General features: G+C 68.6%; 20 protein-coding genes and 2 pseudogenes. 8 read left to right on the top strand and 14 right to left on the bottom strand.

Annotated elements, in window-relative coordinates; genetic code table 11:
- Positions 1-129 precede the first annotated feature (129 nt).
- The 3 genes from I6A81_RS21315 to I6A81_RS21325 form a co-directional block, all read right to left on the bottom strand.
- Positions 130-816 carry a hypothetical protein gene (locus tag I6A81_RS21315; protein ID WP_202998752.1) on the bottom strand — a complete coding sequence of 229 codons (687 nt, stop codon included), beginning with the start codon at positions 814-816 and terminating at the stop codon, positions 130-132.
- Positions 817-986: 170 nt separating this feature from the next.
- Positions 987-1529: a hypothetical protein gene (locus tag I6A81_RS21320; protein ID WP_202998751.1), complete on the bottom strand. Its 543-nt coding sequence runs from the start codon at positions 1527-1529 to the stop codon at positions 987-989.
- 51 nt (positions 1530-1580) lie between these two features.
- Positions 1581-2054 carry a hypothetical protein gene (locus I6A81_RS21325; protein WP_202998750.1) on the bottom strand — a complete coding sequence of 158 codons (474 nt, stop codon included), beginning with the start codon at positions 2052-2054 and terminating at the stop codon, positions 1581-1583.
- A 438-nt stretch (positions 2055-2492) separates the two neighbouring features.
- Here I6A81_RS21325 and I6A81_RS21330 point away from each other — a divergent pair, with 438 nt between their 5' ends.
- Positions 2493-3203 (top strand): hypothetical protein, encoded by a 711-nt coding sequence (locus I6A81_RS21330; RefSeq protein ID WP_202998749.1) that lies wholly within the window; start codon positions 2493-2495, stop codon positions 3201-3203.
- A 244-nt stretch (positions 3204-3447) separates the two neighbouring features.
- Here I6A81_RS21330 and I6A81_RS21335 read toward each other — a convergent pair whose 3' ends face one another.
- From I6A81_RS21335 to I6A81_RS21355, 5 genes are all read right to left on the bottom strand, one after another.
- Positions 3448-6363, bottom strand: coding sequence for a TIR domain-containing protein (locus tag I6A81_RS21335; RefSeq protein WP_202998748.1), 2916 nt, complete (start codon positions 6361-6363; stop codon positions 3448-3450).
- A gap of 753 nt (positions 6364-7116) precedes the next feature.
- Positions 7117-7818, bottom strand: coding sequence for a helix-turn-helix domain-containing protein (locus I6A81_RS21340; RefSeq protein WP_202998746.1), 702 nt, complete (start codon positions 7816-7818; stop codon positions 7117-7119).
- Complete coding sequence (locus I6A81_RS21345; protein WP_202998744.1) at positions 7815-8366, bottom strand: hypothetical protein; 552 nt, start codon at positions 8364-8366, stop codon at positions 7815-7817. Before I6A81_RS21345 ends, I6A81_RS21340 begins: the two co-directional genes overlap by 4 nt.
- 59 nt (positions 8367-8425) lie before the next feature.
- Positions 8426-9001, bottom strand: coding sequence for a recombinase family protein (locus tag I6A81_RS45695; protein WP_202998743.1), 576 nt, complete (start codon positions 8999-9001; stop codon positions 8426-8428).
- A 152-nt stretch (positions 9002-9153) separates the two neighbouring features.
- Positions 9154-9696, bottom strand: a complete 543-nt coding sequence (locus tag I6A81_RS21355) for an ATP-binding protein (protein WP_202998742.1) — start codon at positions 9694-9696, stop codon at positions 9154-9156.
- A gap of 291 nt (positions 9697-9987) precedes the next feature.
- Between I6A81_RS21355 and I6A81_RS21360 the strand changes: the two genes are divergently transcribed.
- The 6 genes and pseudogenes from I6A81_RS21360 to I6A81_RS21380 all read left to right on the top strand — a co-directional run bounded on the left by I6A81_RS21360 (position 9988) and on the right by I6A81_RS21380 (position 12989).
- Complete coding sequence (locus tag I6A81_RS21360) at positions 9988-10857, top strand: helix-turn-helix domain-containing protein (protein ID WP_307874802.1); 870 nt, start codon at positions 9988-9990, stop codon at positions 10855-10857.
- A gap of 14 nt (positions 10858-10871) precedes the next feature.
- Positions 10872-11081, top strand: a complete 210-nt coding sequence (locus I6A81_RS21365; protein ID WP_202998740.1) for a DUF397 domain-containing protein — start codon at positions 10872-10874, stop codon at positions 11079-11081.
- Between the two features lie 281 nt (positions 11082-11362).
- Entirely contained in the window at positions 11363-11827 is a 465-nt protein-coding gene (locus I6A81_RS21370; RefSeq protein ID WP_202998739.1) for a hypothetical protein, read from the top strand.
- A gap of 202 nt (positions 11828-12029) precedes the next feature.
- Positions 12030-12283, top strand: a pseudogene (locus I6A81_RS46270) (DUF4291 family protein); the annotation flags it as partial.
- A pseudogene (locus I6A81_RS21375) lies at positions 12275-12703 on the top strand (transposase); the annotation flags it as partial. The pseudogenes I6A81_RS46270 and I6A81_RS21375, both read left to right, overlap by 9 nt.
- A 37-nt stretch (positions 12704-12740) precedes the next feature.
- Positions 12741-12989 (top strand): hypothetical protein, encoded by a 249-nt coding sequence (locus tag I6A81_RS21380; protein ID WP_202998737.1) that lies wholly within the window; start codon positions 12741-12743, stop codon positions 12987-12989.
- 189 nt (positions 12990-13178) lie between these two features.
- Here I6A81_RS21380 and I6A81_RS21385 read toward each other — a convergent pair whose 3' ends face one another.
- From I6A81_RS21385 to I6A81_RS21400, 4 genes are all read right to left on the bottom strand, one after another.
- Entirely contained in the window at positions 13179-14309 is a 1131-nt protein-coding gene (locus I6A81_RS21385; protein ID WP_202998735.1) for a hypothetical protein, read from the bottom strand.
- Between the two features lie 83 nt (positions 14310-14392).
- Complete coding sequence (locus I6A81_RS21390) at positions 14393-14674, bottom strand: hypothetical protein (RefSeq protein ID WP_202998733.1); 282 nt, start codon at positions 14672-14674, stop codon at positions 14393-14395.
- Positions 14671-17352 (bottom strand): SUMF1/EgtB/PvdO family nonheme iron enzyme, encoded by a 2682-nt coding sequence (locus I6A81_RS21395; protein WP_202998731.1) that lies wholly within the window; start codon positions 17350-17352, stop codon positions 14671-14673. The genes I6A81_RS21390 and I6A81_RS21395 overlap by 4 nt, the downstream gene beginning before the upstream one ends.
- A complete protein-coding gene (locus tag I6A81_RS21400; protein WP_202998722.1) occupies positions 17349-18143 on the bottom strand; it encodes a class I SAM-dependent methyltransferase in 795 nt (264 codons plus the stop codon). Before I6A81_RS21400 ends, I6A81_RS21395 begins: the two co-directional genes overlap by 4 nt.
- 318 nt (positions 18144-18461) lie before the next feature.
- On the opposite strand from I6A81_RS21400, the gene I6A81_RS21405 reads away from it, so the two are divergent.
- Entirely contained in the window at positions 18462-19127 is a 666-nt protein-coding gene (locus tag I6A81_RS21405) for a hypothetical protein (protein ID WP_202998720.1), read from the top strand.
- A 207-nt stretch (positions 19128-19334) separates the two neighbouring features.
- Here I6A81_RS21405 and I6A81_RS21410 read toward each other — a convergent pair whose 3' ends face one another.
- Both I6A81_RS21410 and I6A81_RS21415 read right to left on the bottom strand, forming a co-directional pair.
- Positions 19335-20492, bottom strand: a complete 1158-nt coding sequence (locus I6A81_RS21410; protein WP_202998718.1) for a hypothetical protein — start codon at positions 20490-20492, stop codon at positions 19335-19337.
- Positions 20492-21382, bottom strand: a complete 891-nt coding sequence (locus I6A81_RS21415; protein ID WP_202998717.1) for a GNAT family N-acetyltransferase — start codon at positions 21380-21382, stop codon at positions 20492-20494. Before I6A81_RS21415 ends, I6A81_RS21410 begins: the two co-directional genes overlap by 1 nt.
- Between the last annotated feature and the right edge of the window lie 320 nt (positions 21383-21702).

Genomic DNA, 21702 nt, shown 5'->3' on the forward strand with positions numbered 1-21702 from the left:
TTCAGTGCCCTCCTAGAACCGGCGCGGCAGGGGCATCGTCCGGCGCGCGCTGTGTCCGCCCTCGTTCCCGCCGGAGCGAACGCGGTTCTTCTTCTGGAAGTTCTGATGGTCTTGGGACGACCGCGATGGTCAGTGATCGCGGCTGGTGAGGGTTGGCGTGGTCGCGGCGTCGGTCGTCGTGGCCGCCTGGGCGAGCAGGGTCTGGGTTTGTTCGAGGCGGGCGGTGGCGGTCTCGAGCCAGGCGGCGGCCAGGTCGCGCTCGGTGGGGCGGAGTTGGTCAGTGTGGGCGAGGTGGGCGCGGGCGTCGCTGATCACGGCACCGGCTGCGTCGAGTTCGGTGGTGATCTGCGCCAACGGGTGCGGTGTGTCGCCTGGCGCGGCCGGTGGCCTGGCTGGCGCTGGCCGGTCCACAGGTCGGTGGGGGTGCTGCCTGGCATCGAGGCCGGCGAGCGGCGTGCAGGTGGTCTGACCGGTGGGGGTGTCGGGGGAGTCTGCGAGGAGGACGTGGAGAAGGTGGCCCTCGGGCCAGCCGAGGGCGTGGGAGAGGGCGGCGAGGGTGCTGTCGCGGACGCGCCGGGTGCCGATGCCGCGTTGCAGGACGCGGATCGTCGCGACCGAGACGCGCGACAGGTCGGCGAGGCGCTGCTGGGTGAAGCGGCAATCGGCCAGCCGGGTGTTGAGCGCGGTGGCGACCGCCGCCCAGTCCTCCGCGGCGCCGCCCGAGGGCGCGGCTTCGGTGGTCGGCGCGCGGTGTATTTCGGTGGCCGGGGACGCCGCAGTCGCACGAGTCGCGCTGGCAGCCGTCGTCGGAGTCATCGCGTCACCGCCGTGGGCCGGGTGCCGTGGGGGCGGAGGTCCTCTGGCCAGGCGGGGAGACGCTGAAGCTGAGTGAGTTCCCAGATGACGCGGTCCCGGCCAGGTAGCTGCGCGCCTGCGGCATCGGACAGGGGACGGTGACCGCGGGCCGAGCGCCGCCAGAACTCTTCTCAGGCTGTCCGGTCGATCCTTCCGAGCGTGCATTCGACGCCGCCGACGATGTTGTCGCGGGACCAGCCGATTTGCGGTTTGTCGGCTACGGCGCCGGGTTGGAGTAGTCCGGTTCGCGTGGAGGATATGCCGGTGACGGCCCTGTCCCGGTTGCTGGTGAAGGTGACTTCGATGGTGTAGCTCTGAGCGGTCTGGGTGGTGTTGGTGACGGCGACGGCGGTGGGGAGGCCGGACTCGTAGTCGACGGCGCAGGACGCGAGCCACGCCTCGGTGTCGGGAGGCGGAGTCAGGCGTGTCGCCGGGGGGCGTGTTCGGGTGGACTCCGGTTGGGGGCCGTCGGCGTCCTGGGGGCGGGGTTCGGTGATGTCGGCTGGCCAGTTGGCGGTGTTCGCCTCGGGGTCGCGCGGTGTTTCCCCGCAGCCGGCGCCGAGGAGTACCAGGAACGCGAGAGCGGCGCCGAGTCCGAGTTGCGGGACGCGGCTGGCTGGGCGGGGCTGGGGCTCACGGGGGTGGGAGTCCTTCCGGTGACGTCGGTGGACCATTGGACGGTGGTGGAGCGGTCCGGTTCCGGCCGCGGCGCCGTTCGCGGTTGGTCATCGCTGTTTGTGGATGACCTCGGGGTGGGGTGGGGCTGGCCAGAGGGTCAGGTGGTGTTCCTCGACGGGTTCGAAGGCGACGTTGAGTGCTCGGCCGGCGTCCCAGCCGCGGGTTTTGATCCTGATCCGGTACCAGCCGGGTCCTGCGTGGGACAGGACGCCGGCGTCGGTGCGTGGGGTGTATTCCCAGTCTCGGAGGTGGGTGTTTCCGGTGATGCTTCGGTAGCTGACGTCGACGACGGCCTCCCAGCCATCGGTGTCGGGGATCGGCGCGGGTGGTTCGAGGTCGATGGTGATGCGGAGCACGCCGGTGTGGGTTGCACAGCGCACGTATACCCAGCCTTCGCCTGCTGCTATGGCGCCGTTGCCTTTCTTGGTGTCAAAGATGGCTTCGATCGGCATCAGCGTTCCGTCGTCGCCGAGGGAGTACTGGGAGAACGCTGTGTGGAAAGAGTCCGTGGTCCAGGCCATACACCGATGATATCGCCAGGCCGAATGGTTCCACGGCCCGACGGACCGCTTGGGGTGTCCGGGGATCATCTCCGAGAATCTCTTACGCCGCCGAATCGGTGCCCGCTCACCCATGGACTGCGCGGCCCGGCAGGGGAGTCGCTGGGCGAGCGAGCGTTCGGGGCCGCGCGGTCTGGCGAGAGAGACTGGGGCCGCACGACCTGATGACGCAGCATGTGCAGTTCCGCTGTCCACGCCGCGTCAGTTCGGGTCAGCAGGACGAGCCAGTCGAACGCCCGGATCGTAGTCAGATGGAGCATCCGCGTGGCTAGGAGCCGCGACCGTAGGTCGAGGTTCGAGACGGCAAACTCGCATTGACGGCCCGAATCCGCGTTCTGGTACGGAACTGGGCTTCTCGGGGCGTTGCGTGGAAGGCGCTTAATCTGGGAAGCTCTATCTATGGAGGATGAGTCAACCCGTCGATCGCCTGATGATTCGAGAAAGCACGCCCTGGGAGCACCGGGCGGGACGGACGAGGATGTCGAGTTCGAGTCGCTCACTCGCGGTCGTGAGCCAGAATCCGCTTCACGCGCTACCGCAGGCCTGGCTGGCGGAACGGTTGGCTGGTACATCGAGCGGGTGTGGGCCGTGATGCGACTGGATCTGCTCTCGCCCGAACTGCAGGACTCCCGGCGGATAGTCGCCACCGAGAACGGGCTGACAGAACTGATGCTCTCAATGTCCGTACCTCGCCCACCCGATGCGCCAATCAGCCCTCGCGATCTTGGCATGGACGTCGTGTTCGGCGGGCGGATCGTACGGGTCGACCGGCGAGGCGACACGATCTTCTCCGCAGTGCTGCGGCTGCCACGCCCGCTAAAGACCGGGGAACGACACGATATTGGATGCGTATGGCAGCTACCGCCAGGGCAGCCGATGACTCCGCGCTACGCGATGAGCCCAACCATCCGCTGCGACGCGCTGGACCTGCGGGTCCGGTTCCCCCGCGATGCCGATCCTAGGGTGGAGCGCTTGGACGGACTGCCCATACGCGCTGTCGAGGATCTCACCCTCGACCTTCCGGTGGTGCCACTAGACGGGGCGGCGGAGGCTTCGGCGCATTTCGATCATCTCGCTCTCGGCCTGTCCTATGGCCTGCGTTGGACCTGACCAGATGGCGCTGCACGTGACTGGTTAGGCCTCTGGTTACCGGAGCCGATCGCGACGGTGAGTTCGGTGGCGATCTAACTCGCCCCTCCGTGCGCAGGCAGTCACAACCGCGGCGAGCAAGAACGTGAGCCATCTTCACGACCAGCATGTGCTGGCGGTTGAGGATCATGAGACTTGCTGAACGGCAGATCCATTCTGCGGGTTCCGATCGTCGGCACACTGATGACGGCGATCGGCGTCGTTCTCACCACGTAGGGCCGTCTGCGATAGCCCCCTGCATTGTGAAGCCAAACCGGCGTAGTCGATCATCGCCTTGTCGAGCGAGAAGGTCCGCTAACTGGTTGGCGGCCCAGGTGTCGCCGGTAGTGGCACGGGCGCGTAGCTCGTCATGGTCGCCGGCCTGAACAAGCAGGTCAACGAGCCGATAGGCAGCCCAGGCATCCCCTACGTCCGCGAGAGTACGCAGCTCGCGGCGGTCACCGGATTGGGCGAGTAGGTCGGCGAGTTGGCGGGCTGTCCAGGTGTCGTCGACATGGGCGCGCAGGAGCGCGACTGCATCATTATGGCCAACACCTTGAACGAGCAGATCGACAAGCCGACGCGTGGCCCACCCGTCGCCGGCTTCGGAGCGAGCGCCCAACTCGTCACGGTCATCGGTCTGGACAAGTAGCTCGACGAGCCGGTCGGCGGCCCAGGTGTCGCCGGCATCGGCGCGGGCGCGTAGCTCCTCCCGGTCGCCGGCCTGAAGAAGCTGGTCTGCCAGCCGTCGGGCTGTCCACATGTCGCCGGCATCGGCGCGGGCGCGTAGCTCCTCCCGGTCGCCGAGCTGCACAAGTAGCTCCGCCAGCCGGTCGGCGGCCTGGCTGTTGCCCGCATCGGCATGGGTACGCAGGATGGCGATCGCGTCGCCATGGTTCCCGGCATGAACGAGCAGGTCGGCAAGTCGAAGAGCAGCCCAGGTGTCGCCGGCGTCGACGCGGGCACGCAGTTCGATGGTGTCCTCGGATTGAGTAAGGAGATCGGCAAGCCGGCGCGCGGCCCAGGTGTCGCCGGCGTCGGCGCGGGCACGCAGCTCCTCCCGGTCGCCGAAATGTGCGAGTAGGTCAGCAAGCTTGCGTGCTGCCCAGGGATCGTTGATATGGGCGCGCAAGACTGTGATCGCATCGTCGTTGTGACCGGTTTGAACGAGCAGGTCGCTGAGCAAGCTGGCGGCCCAGGCATCACCGGCTTCTGCGCGAGTACGCAATTCAATGGTGCCCTCGGATTGGACGAGTAGATCGGCGAGGCGCTTGGCGGCCCAGCTGTTACCAGCGTCGGCGTGCACACGCAGGACTGCGATCGCGCTGGTGATATTGCCAGCCTCGACAAGAAGATCGGCAAGTCTGTCTGCGGCATGGCTACTACCAGCGTCGGCGTGCACACGCAGGACCGCGATCGCGCCAGAGTCATCGCCAGCTTTGACAAGAAGGTCAGCAAGCCGATGGGCAGCTTGGCTGTCACCGGCGTCGGCCGCCTTACGCAGCAAAGGGATTGCAACGCCGTATAGATATCGATCTGCTGCTGCATCGGCGACACGGCGGATGTCGTCGGGATCGGTGAGGTGAGCGTGGAGAGAGTTCCAGAGGCTTGCGGGTATACGGGTCCGGCTGCGGGTGTGTGACGCGTGCTGACGAAGGTAATCGGCAGCGATGTAACCGATGAGCGTTCCCATGCCCGCGCCGACCGGGGTGAGGGTGCTGGTCGAGCCGTGCAGGCGGCGAGTGTTGTGAGCCAAGGCCTGCTCGAACCAGTCGACGGGTGCCTCGGCTTGCTGGCGGGGGGTGCAGTAGTCGACCGCGGCGGCTCGTAGCAGCCCTGGCGGCAACGGCATTCGGGCGCCGAGGCGGTTGGCGTCGAGCGCGGCGGTCAGTACCGCTTTGGCGTAGGGCGGGGCGGTAGTCAGGTGGTTCAGTAGCTCGGGTGCGGCGGCGAGGTGTTGCGGCAGGCTGTAGCTGTGATCCAGCGCGAGACAGGTGGCGATCTGGGCGTCACCAGCTGCTGCGGCGGCGCGGGCCCTGCCGGTTTCGCCCGGGGAGAAGGTGGTGTTGAGGCTGATCAATTCGGCGAGACGGAGCACTTCGCGCGCATGCCGGTGTGGATCCGGTCTGTCGGGCTCAGGGAGCAGCGTGTACGCGTCGTAGAAACTCGGCCAGATCGTTGCGATCAGTACTACTAGGCCCCGTCCGCCCAGCAGTCTGCGCAGTGTGCCCGCGTTCAGACCGTGGTCACCGTCGAGATAGTTCTGGATCTCATCGAGCCAGACCACCAGTTGGCTCGTTCCAAGCTCGATGAGCGCCGAGACGGCAGCTGGGTCTGCGGGGTGAACGAGCCACCAGTTTGGCAGTTCGGCCCGCACCGCCTCATAGGCGGTGCGGGTCTTGCCCACGGACGAGTCCCCGACTAGCAGCACGAATCCGCTGCGCCCCGCGGCCGCGACGAGTTTGGCTCGGATACCGTCGGTAGCCCTGTCTGCGTCGCGGGTGACATACGTCGGTAGATCCCTGTCCACCGCGCCAGGCACGCGGATCGGCCGGTGGACTCCCAGCCAGTAGGGATCGGCCTCTTGGACCCGTCGCCAACCGGCCGAGGGGCCATCAGACGGCCCTGGAAATCGTGGCGGGGTCCGGGCGGCCTCAGTGGGCAGGCCGCCTGGGAAGGCCGGGGGACGCTCGGGTTTGCCCCGCATGCCTGCCACGGCGGTTAGTAGCCGCGCCCCGGCTTCCTCCTGGTCCAGTCCAAAAAGATCAACGCCGACCAGCTGCCCCAGAAGCCCCGGCAGGGCACAGTCCTCAACGCGCACGACGACCAGCCGCCGTTGTGCGCCAGTCGGATCGCCGGCCCACGCCGCCTGCCACTGCGCGATTTCCGCCGCCGACGCTAGATACGCCTGCGACATCACCGCGACCATCCGCGCTGACGCCGAGAGTGCCCGCTGGGTTTCCTGAACGAGGTTTGCCCCAGCGGCGAAGTCCCAGGCCCGCAGCGTCACTCGATGGCCGGCACCTTCTAGCTGCCAGGAGATCCACTCTGCCCAGACCCCGTCGACCGCTGCGTACGACACGAAGACGTCCGCACCGTCACCAACGTGCGCGTCGACCGGACTGTCCGCCTCCGTTGCCACGTCGACAGGCTCCCGCAATCCGATCTGTCACGGACGGTGACGGTGTGGTTGAACCCGGGTCTGGGTCCCCGTGTGTCCCTAGTCCTGGGCACGCTGGAACGTTCTGTGGCCGCGGTGCGAGCCAAGCTCGGTGAGATGCCCTCGATGGTCTTGGCGGCGGTCGCAATGGGCCCTATCATCTAGCGTGACAGGCCGGCTTGTACGGGGAACCGGTCAGTTTTCAATGTATTTGGTTGCCGCCACGCAGTTCTGCATCACCAGCACGGACGCACCAGTTATCGAGGCCAGGCGGCGTCTCGGGACTGGAGCGTGCCTTCGTGCTGTGGCCATACCTCGTAGCCTCATTGACTGGTCCCGCGATTCTCGGCGGCTTGGCCCACGCACTCGCCGTCGCTCTTCGGGAACGTACCAGGCGCAGGAAGATCGACCGAGTGTTCGATGCGTACCGCCTTGCGCTCGAGTCGGGCCAGCAAACGGACCTCGTGGAACTAACCCGGGCGTTGGGTGATCCAGAGGTCCAGCCACAGCGACTTGGGGCGGCTCCACTCGTCAGGCGGGACCGGCAGCGATAACCATCTGGGTGTCAGAAGGGCACTACCCGAGATCTTTCATCGCTCGGTCGGGTGTGATCGTGAGCCGCCCGCTCACCACTGTTGATATTGAGTTTGCCGTTCGAACCCGCGGAGTGCGCAATGGCGGCCTGGGTCCGTGAGCTGGGACCATGCGACGGCCAGGCCCCCGGCATGACGGTCATTATGAGAGTTGACGGTCCAGGCCGGCGGATGCGTCGACACACGCAGATGTAGGCATCGGTGCCGCCTGGGAGAGAATGGCCTGGGCCTGTTCCAGGCGGGCGGTGGCGGTTTCCAGCCAGGCCAGGGCGAGGTCACGCTCCGCGGAGTGCACCTGGTCGGTGTGGGTGAGGTGGGCACGGGCGTCGTCGATCGCGGCGCTGGCGGTGTCCAGGTCGGTGGCGATCCGTGCGAGTGGGTGTTGTCCGCTGTCGGGTTCGGTCGGAGACCGGGCTTCTGGTCGCCGGTCCGGATGATGGTGTGGGCGCAGGCTGGCGGTGACGCTGGCAAGGGGCGACGTACCGGTGGCCGGGTCGGTGTCGGTGTTGGGAACGCCGCTTCGAAGGAGAATGCTCAGGAGATGGCCGTCGGGCCAGGCGAGGGCGCGGGAGACGGCGGCGAGGGTGGTGTCGCGGACTCTGCGGGGGCTCGTGCCGCGCTGCAGGACACGAATAGTCGCGACCGAGATGCGCGACAGATCGGCGAGGCGCTGCTGGGTGAGGCGTCTTTCGGTAAGGCGGGTGTTGAGCGCGGCGGCGACCGCGACCCAGTCTTCGGCGGTGCCGCCCGCCGGCGGGGGTTCGGTGGTCGGCGGGCCGTGTACGTCGGCGGCCGGGGAGGTTGTCGCGGTGCTCGTCGCGCTGGTCGCCGTCGTCGGGGTCATCGCGTTGCCGCGATGGGTCGTGCGCCGCGGGGGCGGAGGTCTTCTGGCCAGGCCGGGAGGTGGCGTTGGTGGGTGAGTTCCCAGACGACGCGGTGCTGGATCGCGTCCTGGGTGATGACCATGACCGGGTGGGGAAGGATCACGGTCCCGCTTTCCCAGGCGCAGGCCGGGCGGATGCCACAGGTGATCACAGGGCGGGTGGCGGTGGCGGGGTGGCGTTGGTCGGCGAGGAGGCGGGCGACGGCGAGGGCAAGCTGAGTGCGTGCCGGGGAGGTGAGTCGGGGGCAGATGACAAGAGCCTGGCTGTTGGTGGTGGTGGCCAGAGCACGGGCCTTGGCCTCGGGTGGGTGGGGATGGGCGGGAACGAACGTCAGCCCGCCCTCGCGGCCAGGTTGGCTGTCGCGCCCGGGTGCGTCGTTGGGTGTGGGTTCGCTGGCGGACGTGGAGGTCGGGTGCCGGTCGACGAGTACGCCGGGCCTGGCGGGAAAGCGAAAGACCTCAAGTTCGACGGGGTGAAGGGCGTCGGCGGCGCCGTCGAGACTGATCATCAACTGGTGGGTGAGGTTTCGTGTTCGCGCGCTGGCTGGGTCCGGGCCACTCATGGCGGTCATCGAGGATGTCCGGCGAGATCCGGGGTTGGGTGGAAGACAAGGGTGGTGGACACGTCGCCGTAGCTCTCGACGAAACGGGAGTCGGCGGGAAGGCGGACGAGGGCACTGGCGAGGGCGGCGGCGGGGTCGCCGGGTTCCAGGCTGATCTCGAAGGTGCCCTGGGCGGTGAGACGTACGCTGCCGGATCCGGACAGTGGCCGTCGGATCGGATCTTCCAGTGTCGGGGCGGCGGGGAGGTGCGGCGCCGGAGTAGTGAGAGTGCGGAGGGTGGCGCCGGTCTGAGCGAGCCGATGCATGAGGGCGCGATGGGCGGTCGGGGCGGCCGGTAGATGGGTGGGGCCGGGAACGAGGAGTACGGCGCCAGGATGGTCGGCGAGTTCGGTCAGGAGACGGTCGAGGCTGGGACGGTCAGGCATGGCGGGGATGGTGTTCCGGTCGGCGTAGACCTCCAACAACGCCAGGCCAGCGTGGGCGGCGTGGGCGGCCAGGCGGCTGTGGAGGCCGTTGATCTGGTCCTCGTCGGTGTCGGGGACGGCGAGGTAGCCGTAGGCGGTCCGGGGGGTCGTGGCCACCAGGTGGAGCGTGGACGCCGCGTTGAGCGGCGCGGCTGGGGTGGCGGGGTGGGACTGGGGGCGTGGCGCGGGCTGGGCCATCGCGTCCTCCAGAACGGTTCGGCTGTGTCCGGGTAGGAGAGTGGATCTTCTGGGTGCTCGGCGGTTGGGTGTCAGAGGTGGTGGAGGCGGTGCGCGACGCGGCGCAGAAGCGCCGGGTCGGCCGGGCGGGTGACGGGCTTGGTGGGCTGACGGCGGATCGGTAGGCCGTGGACAGTGGTCGGGGCCTGGGTGGCGATCTCAGCCCAGACGGCCTTCCTCGGGGAGCCGCCGGCTTGGATGGCGTCGTAGCCCCAGCGTTCGGCGAGCGCCTCGACGAGAAGCAGGCCCCGGCCGCCCTCGTCATCCGCGTCCGGGACGCGGGGGAGCGGCGGCCGGGGGTCGGGATCTTCGACCTCGATCCGGAGCCTGTCGACGGCCGCGGTCAGGCGCAATTCGACGCCAGGCAGCTGCCCGGCAGGGCCGGTGCGCGTCGGGCCGCGGACCAGCGCGTTCGTGACGAGCTCGGCGGTGAGTAGTTCAGCCACGTCGAGCGTGTGGGCCAGCTCCCACCAGGTGAGCATCCAGCGCATGAAGTACCGGGCCAGCGGGCAGGCGATCGGGTCGGAGGGGAGCGCGATCATCGCTGCCCGGCTGGCGACGAAGGTGGTGCTCATGGTGATGCCGTCGCAGCGGTGCCGCGGTCGCTGAGCGCGGCGAGTGGTCGGCCGTCGGCGTCTGGCCTGGCGCTCTGTTGTGGGGTCATCGGCCTCACCTCTCTGCCGCTGGTGGGCGGTGCGCGCCTCCGTCGGCCCCTGGCATGGGCGACGGAGCGTGGCCGTCTAGGTTCGATCACAGCATGTCCCCGCACGGCACTCTTTTGCAAGGCTTGCAAAGCGCATAGGTTGCAGAAAATGGTGAGCCGGCCTGGCCGGGCCAGGTCGGCGAGGGAGAAGGAGGGAAGCGACGTGCCGAAGGACCGCCCCACGCCGCCGACCGTCCGCTCGCGGCGGCTGGCCGCCGAGCTACGCCGCCTGCGTGAGGCCGCCGGGCTCACTCGCGAGCAGGTCTCGACGCAGACCGGGATCAATCCGGCCACTCTCTACCGGCACGAGACCGCCACGGCCCGCTCCCGGCCACAGCGACGCACGATGATCGCGCTGCTCAACCTGTACGGCGCCACCGACCAGCAACGCGAGGACCTGCTCGCGCTGTCCCGAGAGGTCGACGTCCAGGGCTGGCTGCGGCCCTACCACGCCGAGCTACCCGAGCCCTACACCACCTACATCAGCTTCGAGGCCGAGGCCCGGGCCGTGCGTAACTACGAGTCGCTGTTCATCCCCGGCCTGCTGCAGACCGAGGACTACGCCCGAGCCGTCATCCGCGGCAACCTTCCCATGGCCACCCCCACCCAGGTCGACCAGCGTGTCCAGGCCCGGATGGAGCGTCAGGTCGTCCTGAGCAAGGACAGCCCGCTGCAACTGTGGGCGATCGTCGACGAGGCGGCTCTGCACCGCCAGGTCGGCGGTGCGGCCGTCATGCGTTCCCAGCTCGAGAAACTCCTCGAGACCGCCGAACAGCCCCACGTGACCGTCCAGGTGATCCCCTACGCCGCCGGCGCGCACGGTGGGATGCAGGGCTCCTACATCCTGCTCGACTTCCCCAACTCCGCCGACCCCGCCGTCGTCTACGTCGAGTCCATGGCCGGTGACCTGTTTCTCGAGGCCGAGGCCGACATCCGCCGTTATAGCCTCGTCTTCGACACCCTGCGCGCGCAGGCGCTCAGCCCCGACGACACGGCAGGGCTCATCACCAACGTGGCCGCCGGCCGGCAGTGAGAGAGGCGGACCTCATGGCCCAGCACCCCGACCTCACCTGCGCCACGTGGCGCAAGAGCACCTACAGCGGCGGCAACGGTGCCTGCGTCGAGGTCGCCGCCCTCCCCGACGGCGGCCGCGCCGTCCGCGACTCCAAGGACCCCGACGGCCCCGCCCTGCGCTTCACCGCCGCGGAATGGGCGGCCTTCCTCGCCGGTATACGCGACGGCGAGTTCGACGCGTGATCGGTTCGTAGATCCCCAGACGTGCCGCAACTTCAGCGGCCTATCTGGAGTTCGACGCTGCGGGGCGAACATCGCGAACGGGCTGCCGCGCGCTTGGCACTGTCGTCCGATGGACTTCCCCCTGGAGCGCCTGCCGTCGTCGCCACAACCATTGAGGGGACAGGGTGCTCTCGGAGTACGAGCAGCATCTTCGTGATCGGGTACTCGCCGCTCCGCTGTCTGGACCGCCTTCGCCTTGGCGCCATCCGACCGCGGCGTACAGGTCCCTCCCGGTCGGAGGCTTGCTGGGTGTCGGGTTCGGTAACCATTCGCACGACGGGCGTGATCTGCTCGTCGTCGTGTCGCATGACGGCCACGGTGTGATCGACACTCGCGACTACGCGAAGCTGATCCGCGACCGGGATCCGGATGCCAGCGACCTCCTGCCCTCGGACGATGACCTGTCAGTACCCGGTCTGGGCCTGTTGGCCGGCACTCGTGTGCGCATCGCTGGGCTGTTCGGCGGCGGGCTGCACAGCACGACGAGCGACGGGTGGGCCATCGACGTCGTCGCACCGGAATGGCTGCGCCACCGGGTCCTGCTCTCGAGCGACGGCGGACGCTACGAAGGCCCGTCCGGAACCGACTGGTGGCACATCTTCCAGGCGCACTCGGAACTCCGCGCAGCCGGTTTCTCCCCCTCCGGGCGCAGTCTCGTCATCGCCACGAGCAGCGACGTCACGCTCCTGATCCGCTACCTTTCCTGACCTTCCTTGAGGCGCGGCCTACCGCTCCGCTGGTAGATCGCTGACAGGTCGGCTCGGCAAGTGATAGCCAGAGCAACGGCTGGCGAGCGGTCGTTCTCCTGCTGGAGGCCGCCCGATCCGGTGAAGATCAGGTCTCGACTGGCGTGCTCCGGAACTGAAATGGGTTGGACGGTGACGGGGAGCCGCGCCACTCTGACAGGCAATGCGACAAATCTACGCGAGCCACACCGAGCAGACGGTTACCGTCTACCAGGCCTTCCCACCCGCGATCGTCGAACCGGCCCTGAGGACGGGAACGTGCGTCCCGCCGTTCCGCGCGTAGAGCGGATGACCTGGATCAAGCCCTCGTTCCTGTGGATGATGTACCGCTCCGGCTGGGCGACCAAGCCGGACCAGGAACGGGTCCTCGCCATCCAGATCGGCCGGGATGATCTGTTCTGGGCGCTGTCCCGAGCCGACCACGACGCCGTCAAACGCGATCTGCGGCCCATCTACACGGCCCCGACCCCGGATGCCGCGGCCGTCGCGTTGGACGAGTTTGAACAGACCTGGGGAAAGAAGTACCGCGCCGTCATCCGGCTGTGGCGAAACGCCTGGGAGGAGTTCATTCCGTTCCTCGACTATGACGTGGAAATACGTCGGGTGCTGTGCTCGACGAACGCGATCGAGTCGCTGAACGCCCGCTACCGCCGCGCGGTCCGCGCCCGCGGGCATTTCCCGTCCGACCAGGCCGCACTCAAGTGCCTGTACCTTGTGACCCGCAGCCTGGACCCGACCGGGACCGGCCGCGCCCGGTGGGCAGTCCGCTGGAAGCCCGTGATCGACGCTATGGCGATCACCTTCCGTGACCGCTGGCCGTCCGCCGAGACCTACTGATCAAACCTGCCGGAAACACCGATCACGGAACACTCCCATGGATGACGACATTCAGCTGATCAGCGACGGCGATGGCTTGGCGGTCATCGGAAGTCCGACGGTTGTCGAACGCTTCCTCGTCTCCGAAGGACTGCCGTCGAAGGACCTCGGACTGCCAAGACTCGGATTAGCCTCAGTGCCGTGGCTGGAGCCGCGCAGGCGGGCGACTCCGGAAACGATGGTGATGACCAATTCCGCGAGGGGCCCGTGGCGAAGCTCCTCGGGCGCCGACCGTTCGCTGTGGTGATGTGGGAGGTGCACACGCCGGCAAGGTCCGGATGGGACACGATCTCGCTCGCCAGAACTCGCAGGTTCGGCTCTTCACCTTGGTAGACCAGGGTCGTCATCGTAGCCTCCCGATTGCTCAGGGGATTCCGGAATCTGTGGCTAGGGCGGAGTTCGTGTGCGGGGCACCAGGGAACTGAGCAGAAGCATGTCACTCCAGACGGCGGAGGCTTCGTAGGAGAACACGGCCGAGGCGGGTAATGAGGAGAACGGCGGTGCCAGCTACCGCCCCGGCGAGCGCGAGAAGGAGGTCTCGGATCGTGTCGGCGCCGAGGACCTGGAGGACGCCGAGTGCGGCGCCGAAGGGAAGGCCGACCACCGTCAGGAGGCCGAGTGCGGCGCTGGTGCGGGTGCCTTCCTGGGTTTGGGCGATGCGGTTGAGGTCGGCGATCTCGTTGAGGATGGCGTCGAATTTTTCGGGGAGGTGGTGTTGGGCCTGGTAGGCGGTGAGGATGTTGTTGGCGGGGCCGTGGTGGCTGGCGTCGCGGAGCCAGTAGATGGCGCGGAAGCGGGCGAGGCGGGTTTCGAGGCGGGCGAGGTGGCGTGGGAGGTCGCGGGCGTTAAACGCGAGGGCGGTTTCGTCGATGAGGGCGGCGATGGCGGTGTTCTGGATCATGCCGATGAGGAGGGCGTCGGTGTAGGCGGCGTGGGTGTAGTACTGGGCGTAGCCGAGGTAGGGATCGTCGTCGCCCTGGTCGGGGCGTTGGCCGAGGAAGGCGGCGCCGTCGCGGGCGACGAAGCCTCGCCAGTCGGCCGAGAGGACGACCTTTCCGAGGTGCAGGTCGGCGGCGTGGTCAGGGTCGGGTGGGAAGTCGGTGTGGCTGGTCCGGGTGGCGAGTTGCCAGAGCCATAGGTCGGTGGTGCTCCAGCCTGGGACCGGTTCCGAGTTGGGCGGTGGCGGTAGGTCGGGCTCCAGCCGGGTGAGGAAGGCGATGGTGAATGGCCTAGCGCCGGCTGTGAGGGTTACCCAGGTGGGTAGCAGGGCGGCGAGGTTCGGTGACTGGGTGGTGCTGGCGCGGCGGCCGGCGACGGCGCGCAGGATGCCGAGGAGGTCGGAGCTGTCGGCGCCGAGGTGGAACACGGCGAATGCCTGGGCGTTTTCGGCTTTCGGGTCGGGCACGAGGATCTCGATGCCGAATACGGTTGCGCCCGGCACGGTTGTGGCTGGCCGTCGGTGCCATCGGGTCGGCTGATCGGCGGTGCCGTAGAGGATGCGTGCGCAGGCCGGGCTGAAATAGGTGGAGCGGGCGGTGACGGTTGCCCTGGCCTGGCGGTAGGTCAATGGCAGAGGCCCTTCGGGCCAGGTGGGGATGGCGGTGACGGTGGCCGGGGTGATGACGACGAGGGAATGCCGGCCGGTGGGGGCTATCGGTAGAATTCGTCGACCTCCGGCAGGTCCAGACGGATGACGAAATGGGCGCGACCGGTAGTCGGGTCGGTTTCAAAGCGGAGGCGTTCGCCGACGATGACGGTGCGGAATCCTTCGGTGACGATGTCGCTGTAGTCGAAGCCGTGGGTCTCGCCGGTGTCGTCGTCCCGGACGTAGTAGGTGGCGGTCACCTGGTGAGGGCCGGCGCCAAGAGGCTGGCGGTCGACGACGCGGCCGAACCGTTGCTCCGCGCCGGTGCGGACGTTGTCGGGGGTCATGGGAGGTCCTGGACGCAGCGGAAGCCGACGGCGTTGCTGGCGCCGCGGCGGCGGTAGAGGCCCTTCGAGGAGGTCTGGACGGCGCGGTAGGGGTTGTCGTAGGAGCCGCCGCAGATGACGGCCGAGTTGATGTCCTCGAAGAGGGTGGCGGTCCATTCCCAGACGTTGCCGGCCATGCCACGCACTCCGAACGGGGAGCGGTTGGTGGGGGGGGCCATGACGGAGGTGGGGGCGCTGTCACGGAGCTGGCCGCTGTCGATCTCCTGTTTCCACACCTCGTAGGTGACGAGAGGGTGGCCGCTGTAGGAGTCGGCGCAGTTGACCGCGGTCAGGTCGAGGGCGTCGCCCCAGGGGAACAGGCGGCCGTCGGTGCCGCGGGCGGCGGCTTCCCATTCGACGCAGGTTGGGAGCCGTTTGCCCTCGAAACGGGCGAAGGCGTGGGCGGACCACCAGTTGACGCAGGTGACCGGGTGGTCGTCGTAGGCGGGGTCGGTGAAGTAGGCCGGGTTGCGCAGGCGTTCGGCCCAGGGGGAGTGGGTGTGCTCGGCGGGGGTGTCGGAGTGGTCGAAGGTGGCGCAGCCGTCGCGTTCGACCGCGGCCAGAAAGCGTTTGTACCGGCCGACGGTGACGGGGTGTTCGTCAAACAGGACCGGCCGGTCCAGGGTGCGGAGCAGGAGGCGATGGCTGGGACCGAGCAGGTAGGTCCCGGCGGGCAGAACGAGAGGCGGCACACCGGTGGGCGTTTCGGTGCCGAGGTGGTGCAGGAAGCGGCGGACCTGTTCGGTCAGGAACGGCTCGCCGAGCTGGGCGGCGGCGGCGCGGCCGGCCGGGGCACGTAGGTGGCGGGCGGCGAAGTACTCCTGGAACACGGTGTGCACCGGGGCCACCGCGGCGGGCCCGGCCTGGCGGAACAGTGGGGCGAGCAGGAACGTGTCTGCGGTGACCCGGCCGTCGGTGAAGCAGTCGATACCGAGTTCGGTGCACAGCTCGGCGAGGGTGAACACCGACCGGTCGGCCAGGAACGCCGCGCCCAGGCAGGCGTCCAGCTTCGGGCCGACCTGGGGTAGTCCACTGTCGGTGAGGACTTGGTCGACGCGGGCGGCGACCAGCGCGGCGAGCCGCCCGGTCTGCTCGTCGGCGAGGCCGTCGTCGTGGCCGGTCTGCTCGGCGAGCAGGAGTTCCAGTGGCGAGGCCGTGTAGGCCCGGGTGTCGCGGTGGATCTCGACGTCGTCGAGGCGGACGACGCTGAACCGGGGCAGCTCGAGCGGGTCGACCCCGCCGGCGTGCAACTGCTGGACGAGCTTCTCCGAGATCAGTGTCGAGCTGTTCAGTAGCCGGCGGACCTGCGGCGAGTCGGCAAGGAACGAGTAGCGCGAGGACAGCACGACGGTCGACTCGGCCGAGATCGCCTGCGCGACGTCGGCGAACAGGTCCAGGAACGCCGGCAGGCTGGTGTTCGCGACGGCCTCGTCGATCGCGTCGAGCACGCACAGCACCGATCCGGCGCGGATGAGGTAGAGGAACACGTCGAAGACCCGGTTGCGTGGAACCTTCACGTGCGGGCCGAGGACCCGGGTGACGAAGTCCGCGAACTGCTCGTCGTGGCCCTTGAGGCTCAGATCCAGGTAGAACCGGTACCGGTGTGTGGACGGGTCCGCCCCGTCGATCGCGAGCCGGTGGAGCAGGGTCGTCTTCCCGCTGCCCGGCCCGCCGATCACCAGGACGTTCGCCGAGCTGCCGACCAGGCGGCGCAGGATCGCCGCGGCGTCGTCGGTCTCGGTGACCGTCAGATCACCAGTGCGCGGGTCGGTCTCCAGCACATCGGCCGCGACCGTGACCTCGGCCCCGGCCCCAGGGGTGGGCGAGGAGTGGGCGAGGGCCGCGAGGTGGGCAGGGACGTCGACGATGCGTTCGACGAACCGGTCGTAGGCGACGATCCGCACCTGTCCGTCCGGGCACGGCGCCGCCTCGGCCGGCGGTTCGTCGTCGACGATCAGGAACCGGGTCAGTTTCGGCAGCCGGGTCTGCAACAGCTCCCCGCCGGTCGCGGCGAGCAGTTGATCGAGCTCGCCTACGTTACGACCGATGATGATCTCGACGTAGTCGACCTGCAGGCCGGCCTGCCGGCAGAACAGCTGGTAGACCGTGCTCTCCGACAGCTCGAACCGTTTGATCAGCCGATAGCCCAGTGTCGTGTACAGCCCGGCCAGGAACTCGGCCTTGCGCTCGACCAGCGGGTTCAGCGCCGGAGCCTCCCCGGTGATCGCGGTGACGCCGGTGCTGGTGAACCACTCCAGCACGTCCAGCAGCCGCCGCACCGCGAGCAGGCCGTCCTCCTCGGCGATGTCATAGCCATCGTGGGTCGACCGGTTCCGCAGCCGCTGGATATCGGTCAACGCATTGAGCACGTTCGTGCTGCGGATATGCGGCCGACAACCCTTGATCAGATCGTTCAGTGCCTTCCCCGACGGGTCGCCGAGCACCTCGTGATGGGTCCACAGCTGCTTGAGCAGCCGTTCGGAGATCTTCCCGATCAGCGCGATCGTGTTCTCCGGATAGCCGTCCCCGAGCGAGCGCACCGGCCGCTCGAAGTCCAGCCCCAGGTGCCGGGCGATACGCGCATGACCGTCAAGTTCCGTCCGCAGCCGGCGCAGCCGATCATCGACCGTCTCCGTCACCGTGCCTCCAGCCGGGTGCCGAGCACGAACGCGAACCGGTCCGGAAACACCAGCACCGGTCCGGGGTGGTGGGCGTCGATATCGGCCACCCCAGCGTCGATCTCCGCGTCGGAGAACGAGGCCAGCAGCGACATGTACCGGTCGCGCACCATCGCCAGGTACCGATCCTTCGGAATCGCCAGCTCGAACTCCTGGTAGGCCACGCTGGCCGTCAGCCCCGCCGCCCGCATGAAGCCCGCGATGTCCTCCGGGTTCGGCTGCAGCTGGGTGAACCGCTCCAGCGCCGCGTCGAACAGCGGATAGCCGATCGTCGTCGGCAACATCACCACCAGCAGCCGCCCACCCGGCGCCAGCAGCCCGGCCAGCCCGGCGACCACCCACGACCGGTCCTCGGCCGCCACATGGTGGATTGCCTCCTTGACCACGACCGCGGTCAGCGAACCGCGCGACGGAAGCCGAACCGGCACCCGGGATTCCTCCGGCCGCCGTGCGAGCTGCTCGGCCGACGCCTGCACCGGAACCAGTCCGGGATCGTCGGGCAGCTGGCTCAGCATCCCCTCGGACGGGTCGACACACAGGACCGGCGCAGCGGGACGGACCAGCTCCACAAGACGGCGGGCGAAGAGCCCGGTCCCGCAGCCGACATCCGCGATCCGATCAGCGGCGGTCAACGCCAGCGCCGAGGCGATCTGGCCGGTCATCCAACCAAGAAACGCCTCGCTGTAGGCCCAGTTCTGGTCGTAGCTGCCGGCGAGTCGCTCGTAGTGCGCGGACGTCTCAGAACCAGCCAACCAAGACCACCCCCGGGGCAGCGGAGCCAGACGGATCGTAACCGACCCACTCCCTACAGACCCTAGAATCGGGCAGTCTGGTCAGCGGAATCCGGCAAGCCGGCTGCTACGCGAGGTACTCGTGCCGCCTCTCCTCCACTCCTCCACGACACCGACGACTCGGCGTACCCGCGCCGCCGGGCCGTTCGCGGGAGCGCCCCCTTCCAACTGCCCAGGCCCGCGGTGATCTGGAACAGGCCGCGGTCTTGGGGTCGGCTGGAACCGCCGACCTTCAGATCTGATCCTGGGCGTCTACAAGAACGGCTCGGTGCGTTGACGGTGGCGGGAGCGGTCCGTCTGGTGATGGCGGGTGCGGTGCTGTCGGTGCTCCTGGGATGCGACCGATCCGAGGTGGTGGAAGATCTGCGCACACCTGGCGCGGCGGAGGCAGCGGATTCGGTGAGAGCGGTGGATCCGGCGAACGCGGGTTCGGCGGGCGGCGTGGACGGCACCGCCGTTTCGATGCTTGAGCATGTCCAGGTGGCGACGGCTATGTATGACCACGGGCAGTTCTACCTGTACACGAATGTCTGGGACGGGGTCGACTACCCAGGGGTTGTCGACCGTGCGATCGAGGCCGGTGGGATCGCCCAGGACGGGCCGTTGCTGGTCGTCCTCTCGTCCCATCAGTGCAACTTCGCGGTGACGCTGCGGGTGGAGCAGTGGAGCGCGCAGCCTCCGGATGACCTGGACGACTGGCAGGAGGTGTTCGCGGCCTCGATCGACGTTGACGCGTTCGGACTTCTGTACGAGTCGACGACGAGCGTGCAGAACCTGCGGCTGGAGGCGTTGCCGGGTCGGTATGCCGTTCGGATCAGCGGCCGTGGGTTCGTGCAGCGTGGTTGGCCGGGTTCGACCACGCCGGGCGACGAATGGCGCGTTCAGCTGTGGCCCCAGGAAGGCGACCGGCAGGAGCCTGCGCGGCTGAAGGCATGGAGCGGCTGACCCGCGCACGGTCCCGTCGACAGCAGGAAGATCAGTCACGCCGCGGGATGGCGCCCGAGGCCGGCGAGTTACACCTGATCCTCGGCCGGATCACGACGAAGGATCCCAAGTAGCCCGGTCTTATGTGGCTCACGCTCATAGTCACGAGGGACATCGAGTGGCTCGTACGTGGCGGAGGTCTCGTGCTGCAGCCCTCTGTCCGCCGCGTCAGCCGGCGTCGGAGAGGACGTGCAGAGCTCCGTCCACGAGGATGCAGCCCGCCTTGACCGCTGTGCTGACGGCCGGGGAGTCCAGGCATGCCAGGTCCGCGTCGTCGTGCCACATGGCGATGTCGGAGGCGATCGCCAGCGCGCGGTTGTCGTCGGCCCGCGCGAGGGCGACGGCCAGGTCCAGGTAGACGCCGGGCTGGGTTCCCTCGAAGCGCTCGGCCAGGCTGGCGATCTGGTCGATGACGCTGGCCGCATGATGTGGGTAGAGCCCGGCTAGGAAGGCCAGCGCGGCTTGGTTCGCGGGCGGTTCGACATCCCATCGGGCGAGCAGCGCGGGAACCTGTTCCCCGACCGTGGCATGCACCTCCTGGGTCCATTTCGCGGGCGCGGGCGGTCGGCCTTGGACGACCGCCAGATCCGCGTCCCAGGTCAGGCTGTGGCCCCCTTGACCGGCCGCCCAGAGCAACTGGCAGTACAGGTCGAGGCGGCGCTTGGACGGGAGCGCTCCCGAGGTGATCAGGCGGGTCAGGAAGGGCAGAGCCGGGGCGGTGGCCGAGTAGCAGGTTCCCTGGTGCAGCAGGTTGTCACCGAACAACTCGTCAAGGATCTTCGCCCAGTCCTGGCGCGGGTCCGTCAGCAGCCGGATCAGGACCGGGACGTCGTCGGCCTTGCCGAACGCGTGGTCGAGGTCCGCCCAGGGGATTTCGTCGAGCCCGGACAGGTCAATCGCGACGTCCTCGACATGGTCGGGAGACAGTTCCAACGACAGGGGTGGTGGTGCGTCGACGAACAGGACGGCGGGGAGTGGAGGACGCGCTCCGGGGTTGTTGAGGAAGATGGCGGCCGACGTCGGCCGGAGCTTCGCGAGTGTCTTCGTGTTGCCCCGTATTCCTCCCGGTGAATGGCTGCCAAGATGTTGCCGGGCGAGCACAACGGCCTGGCGGCCCACCATCTCGAAGGCGCGGTGTCCCACCGCATCGGCCGGGTAGGGCCCCTCATCGTAGGCCACGACCATCCAGCCGTGGTCCAGGCGCGACGGGTTACCCGTCACCAGGGCGAATCCATGCGCCGCGAGGGCTTCGGCCAGCGCGCGGGCGCGTTTCTCGTCCGGCACCGCGAACGCATGGCTTCCCGCCACCGCCGACCAGCCTGTCATTACACGAAGTCCCTTCTGGACATCCGTCCACACGTTGGTTCGTTGTCTCGCGCTTCCTGAACTGGCCCCCGGTCCTCCGGGTGCCGGGGCGGTGCCACCCGGCCGGGCCGCACCGCGTGCCGCTGGTAGACGTCTGCGGGTCGTCGTGTGCGTCGATTCAAACACTGCCCCGCAGTCAGGTGGGCTGGGTGTGGAGGCTGCCGAGGTCGGTGAGGCCTTCGGACTGGCAGAAGGCGGTCGGAGGGGCCGCCTACGACGGTCTGGAGGAGTTGGTAGGCGGCGCCGTGGGTGTGGCCCCAGTACATGGCGGCGCGCCAGAGGGCGCGGCCGAGGCCGTGGCCGCGCCAGGCGGGCAGGACGGCGAAGTACTGGGGGAGCAGGCGTGGGCAGCCGAGCGGGTCGGGCAGGGTTTCCATGGGGCCGATCGCGCCGACGACCTCGCCGTCGCGGACGGCCGTGAGGACCGGGCCGACGCCGCCCGCGAGCAGCCGTCCGCGCAGGAATGGAAAACCGTCGTCGGCGCCTGTCGCGAACGCGGCGAAAGTCGCCGCGACCTTCTTGGGAAGGTCGTCGAGGGGCGTGATGTCGTCGCCCGGGGCCGGCCAGGTGCGGTCGCGGGTGAGCGCTGCCACCTGGATGCGGACCGTGGATGCGGCGGCCGGGGTCCCGGGGCGCAGGTAGGAGACGACGGCGCAGGCCGCGGTGCCGAGGCGGGGGCGCAGCGTTCCGGCGAGGGCGTGTGCTGCCTGGCGGTTGTGGTCCAGGCGGTCGGGGTCGTCGTCGTAGAGGTGGACCTTGACGCGGCCGGCGCCTCGGGTGGACAGCGTCGGCACCAGCGTCATCCCGTCGCGGTGGACGATCGCGTCCGGCAGGACCTGTTCGTCCTTCACCTGGGACCAGCATCGGTCTGGACCGTTCTCGTTCTTGTTGACAGTCGGGAGGTAGGTTGCCGCTGATCGCGGTGGAGCATCCGGTGGCGACACGCCGACATTTCGCCCAGGAGTACAAGGACCAGGCTGACGAGCGTGGTGAGGACTGCGCGGTCGCCGGCGTCGAGGCGGGGCGCATCGCACTGTCGCTGTCGTGACGGTTGTGTGTCCGGCTGCCCTGCGTCAAGATCCTTGGCACAGGGGTTGGTTGGCCCTGAGCCCAAGGAGATCGAATGAGTCGCCCCCGGTGTTCCCCACCGAGGACAAGATCCGGATCGAGT

The sequence above is a fragment of the Frankia nepalensis genome (genome assembly GCF_016786325.1).
GTDB lineage: Bacteria > Actinomycetota > Actinomycetes > Frankiales > Frankiaceae > Pseudofrankia > Pseudofrankia nepalensis.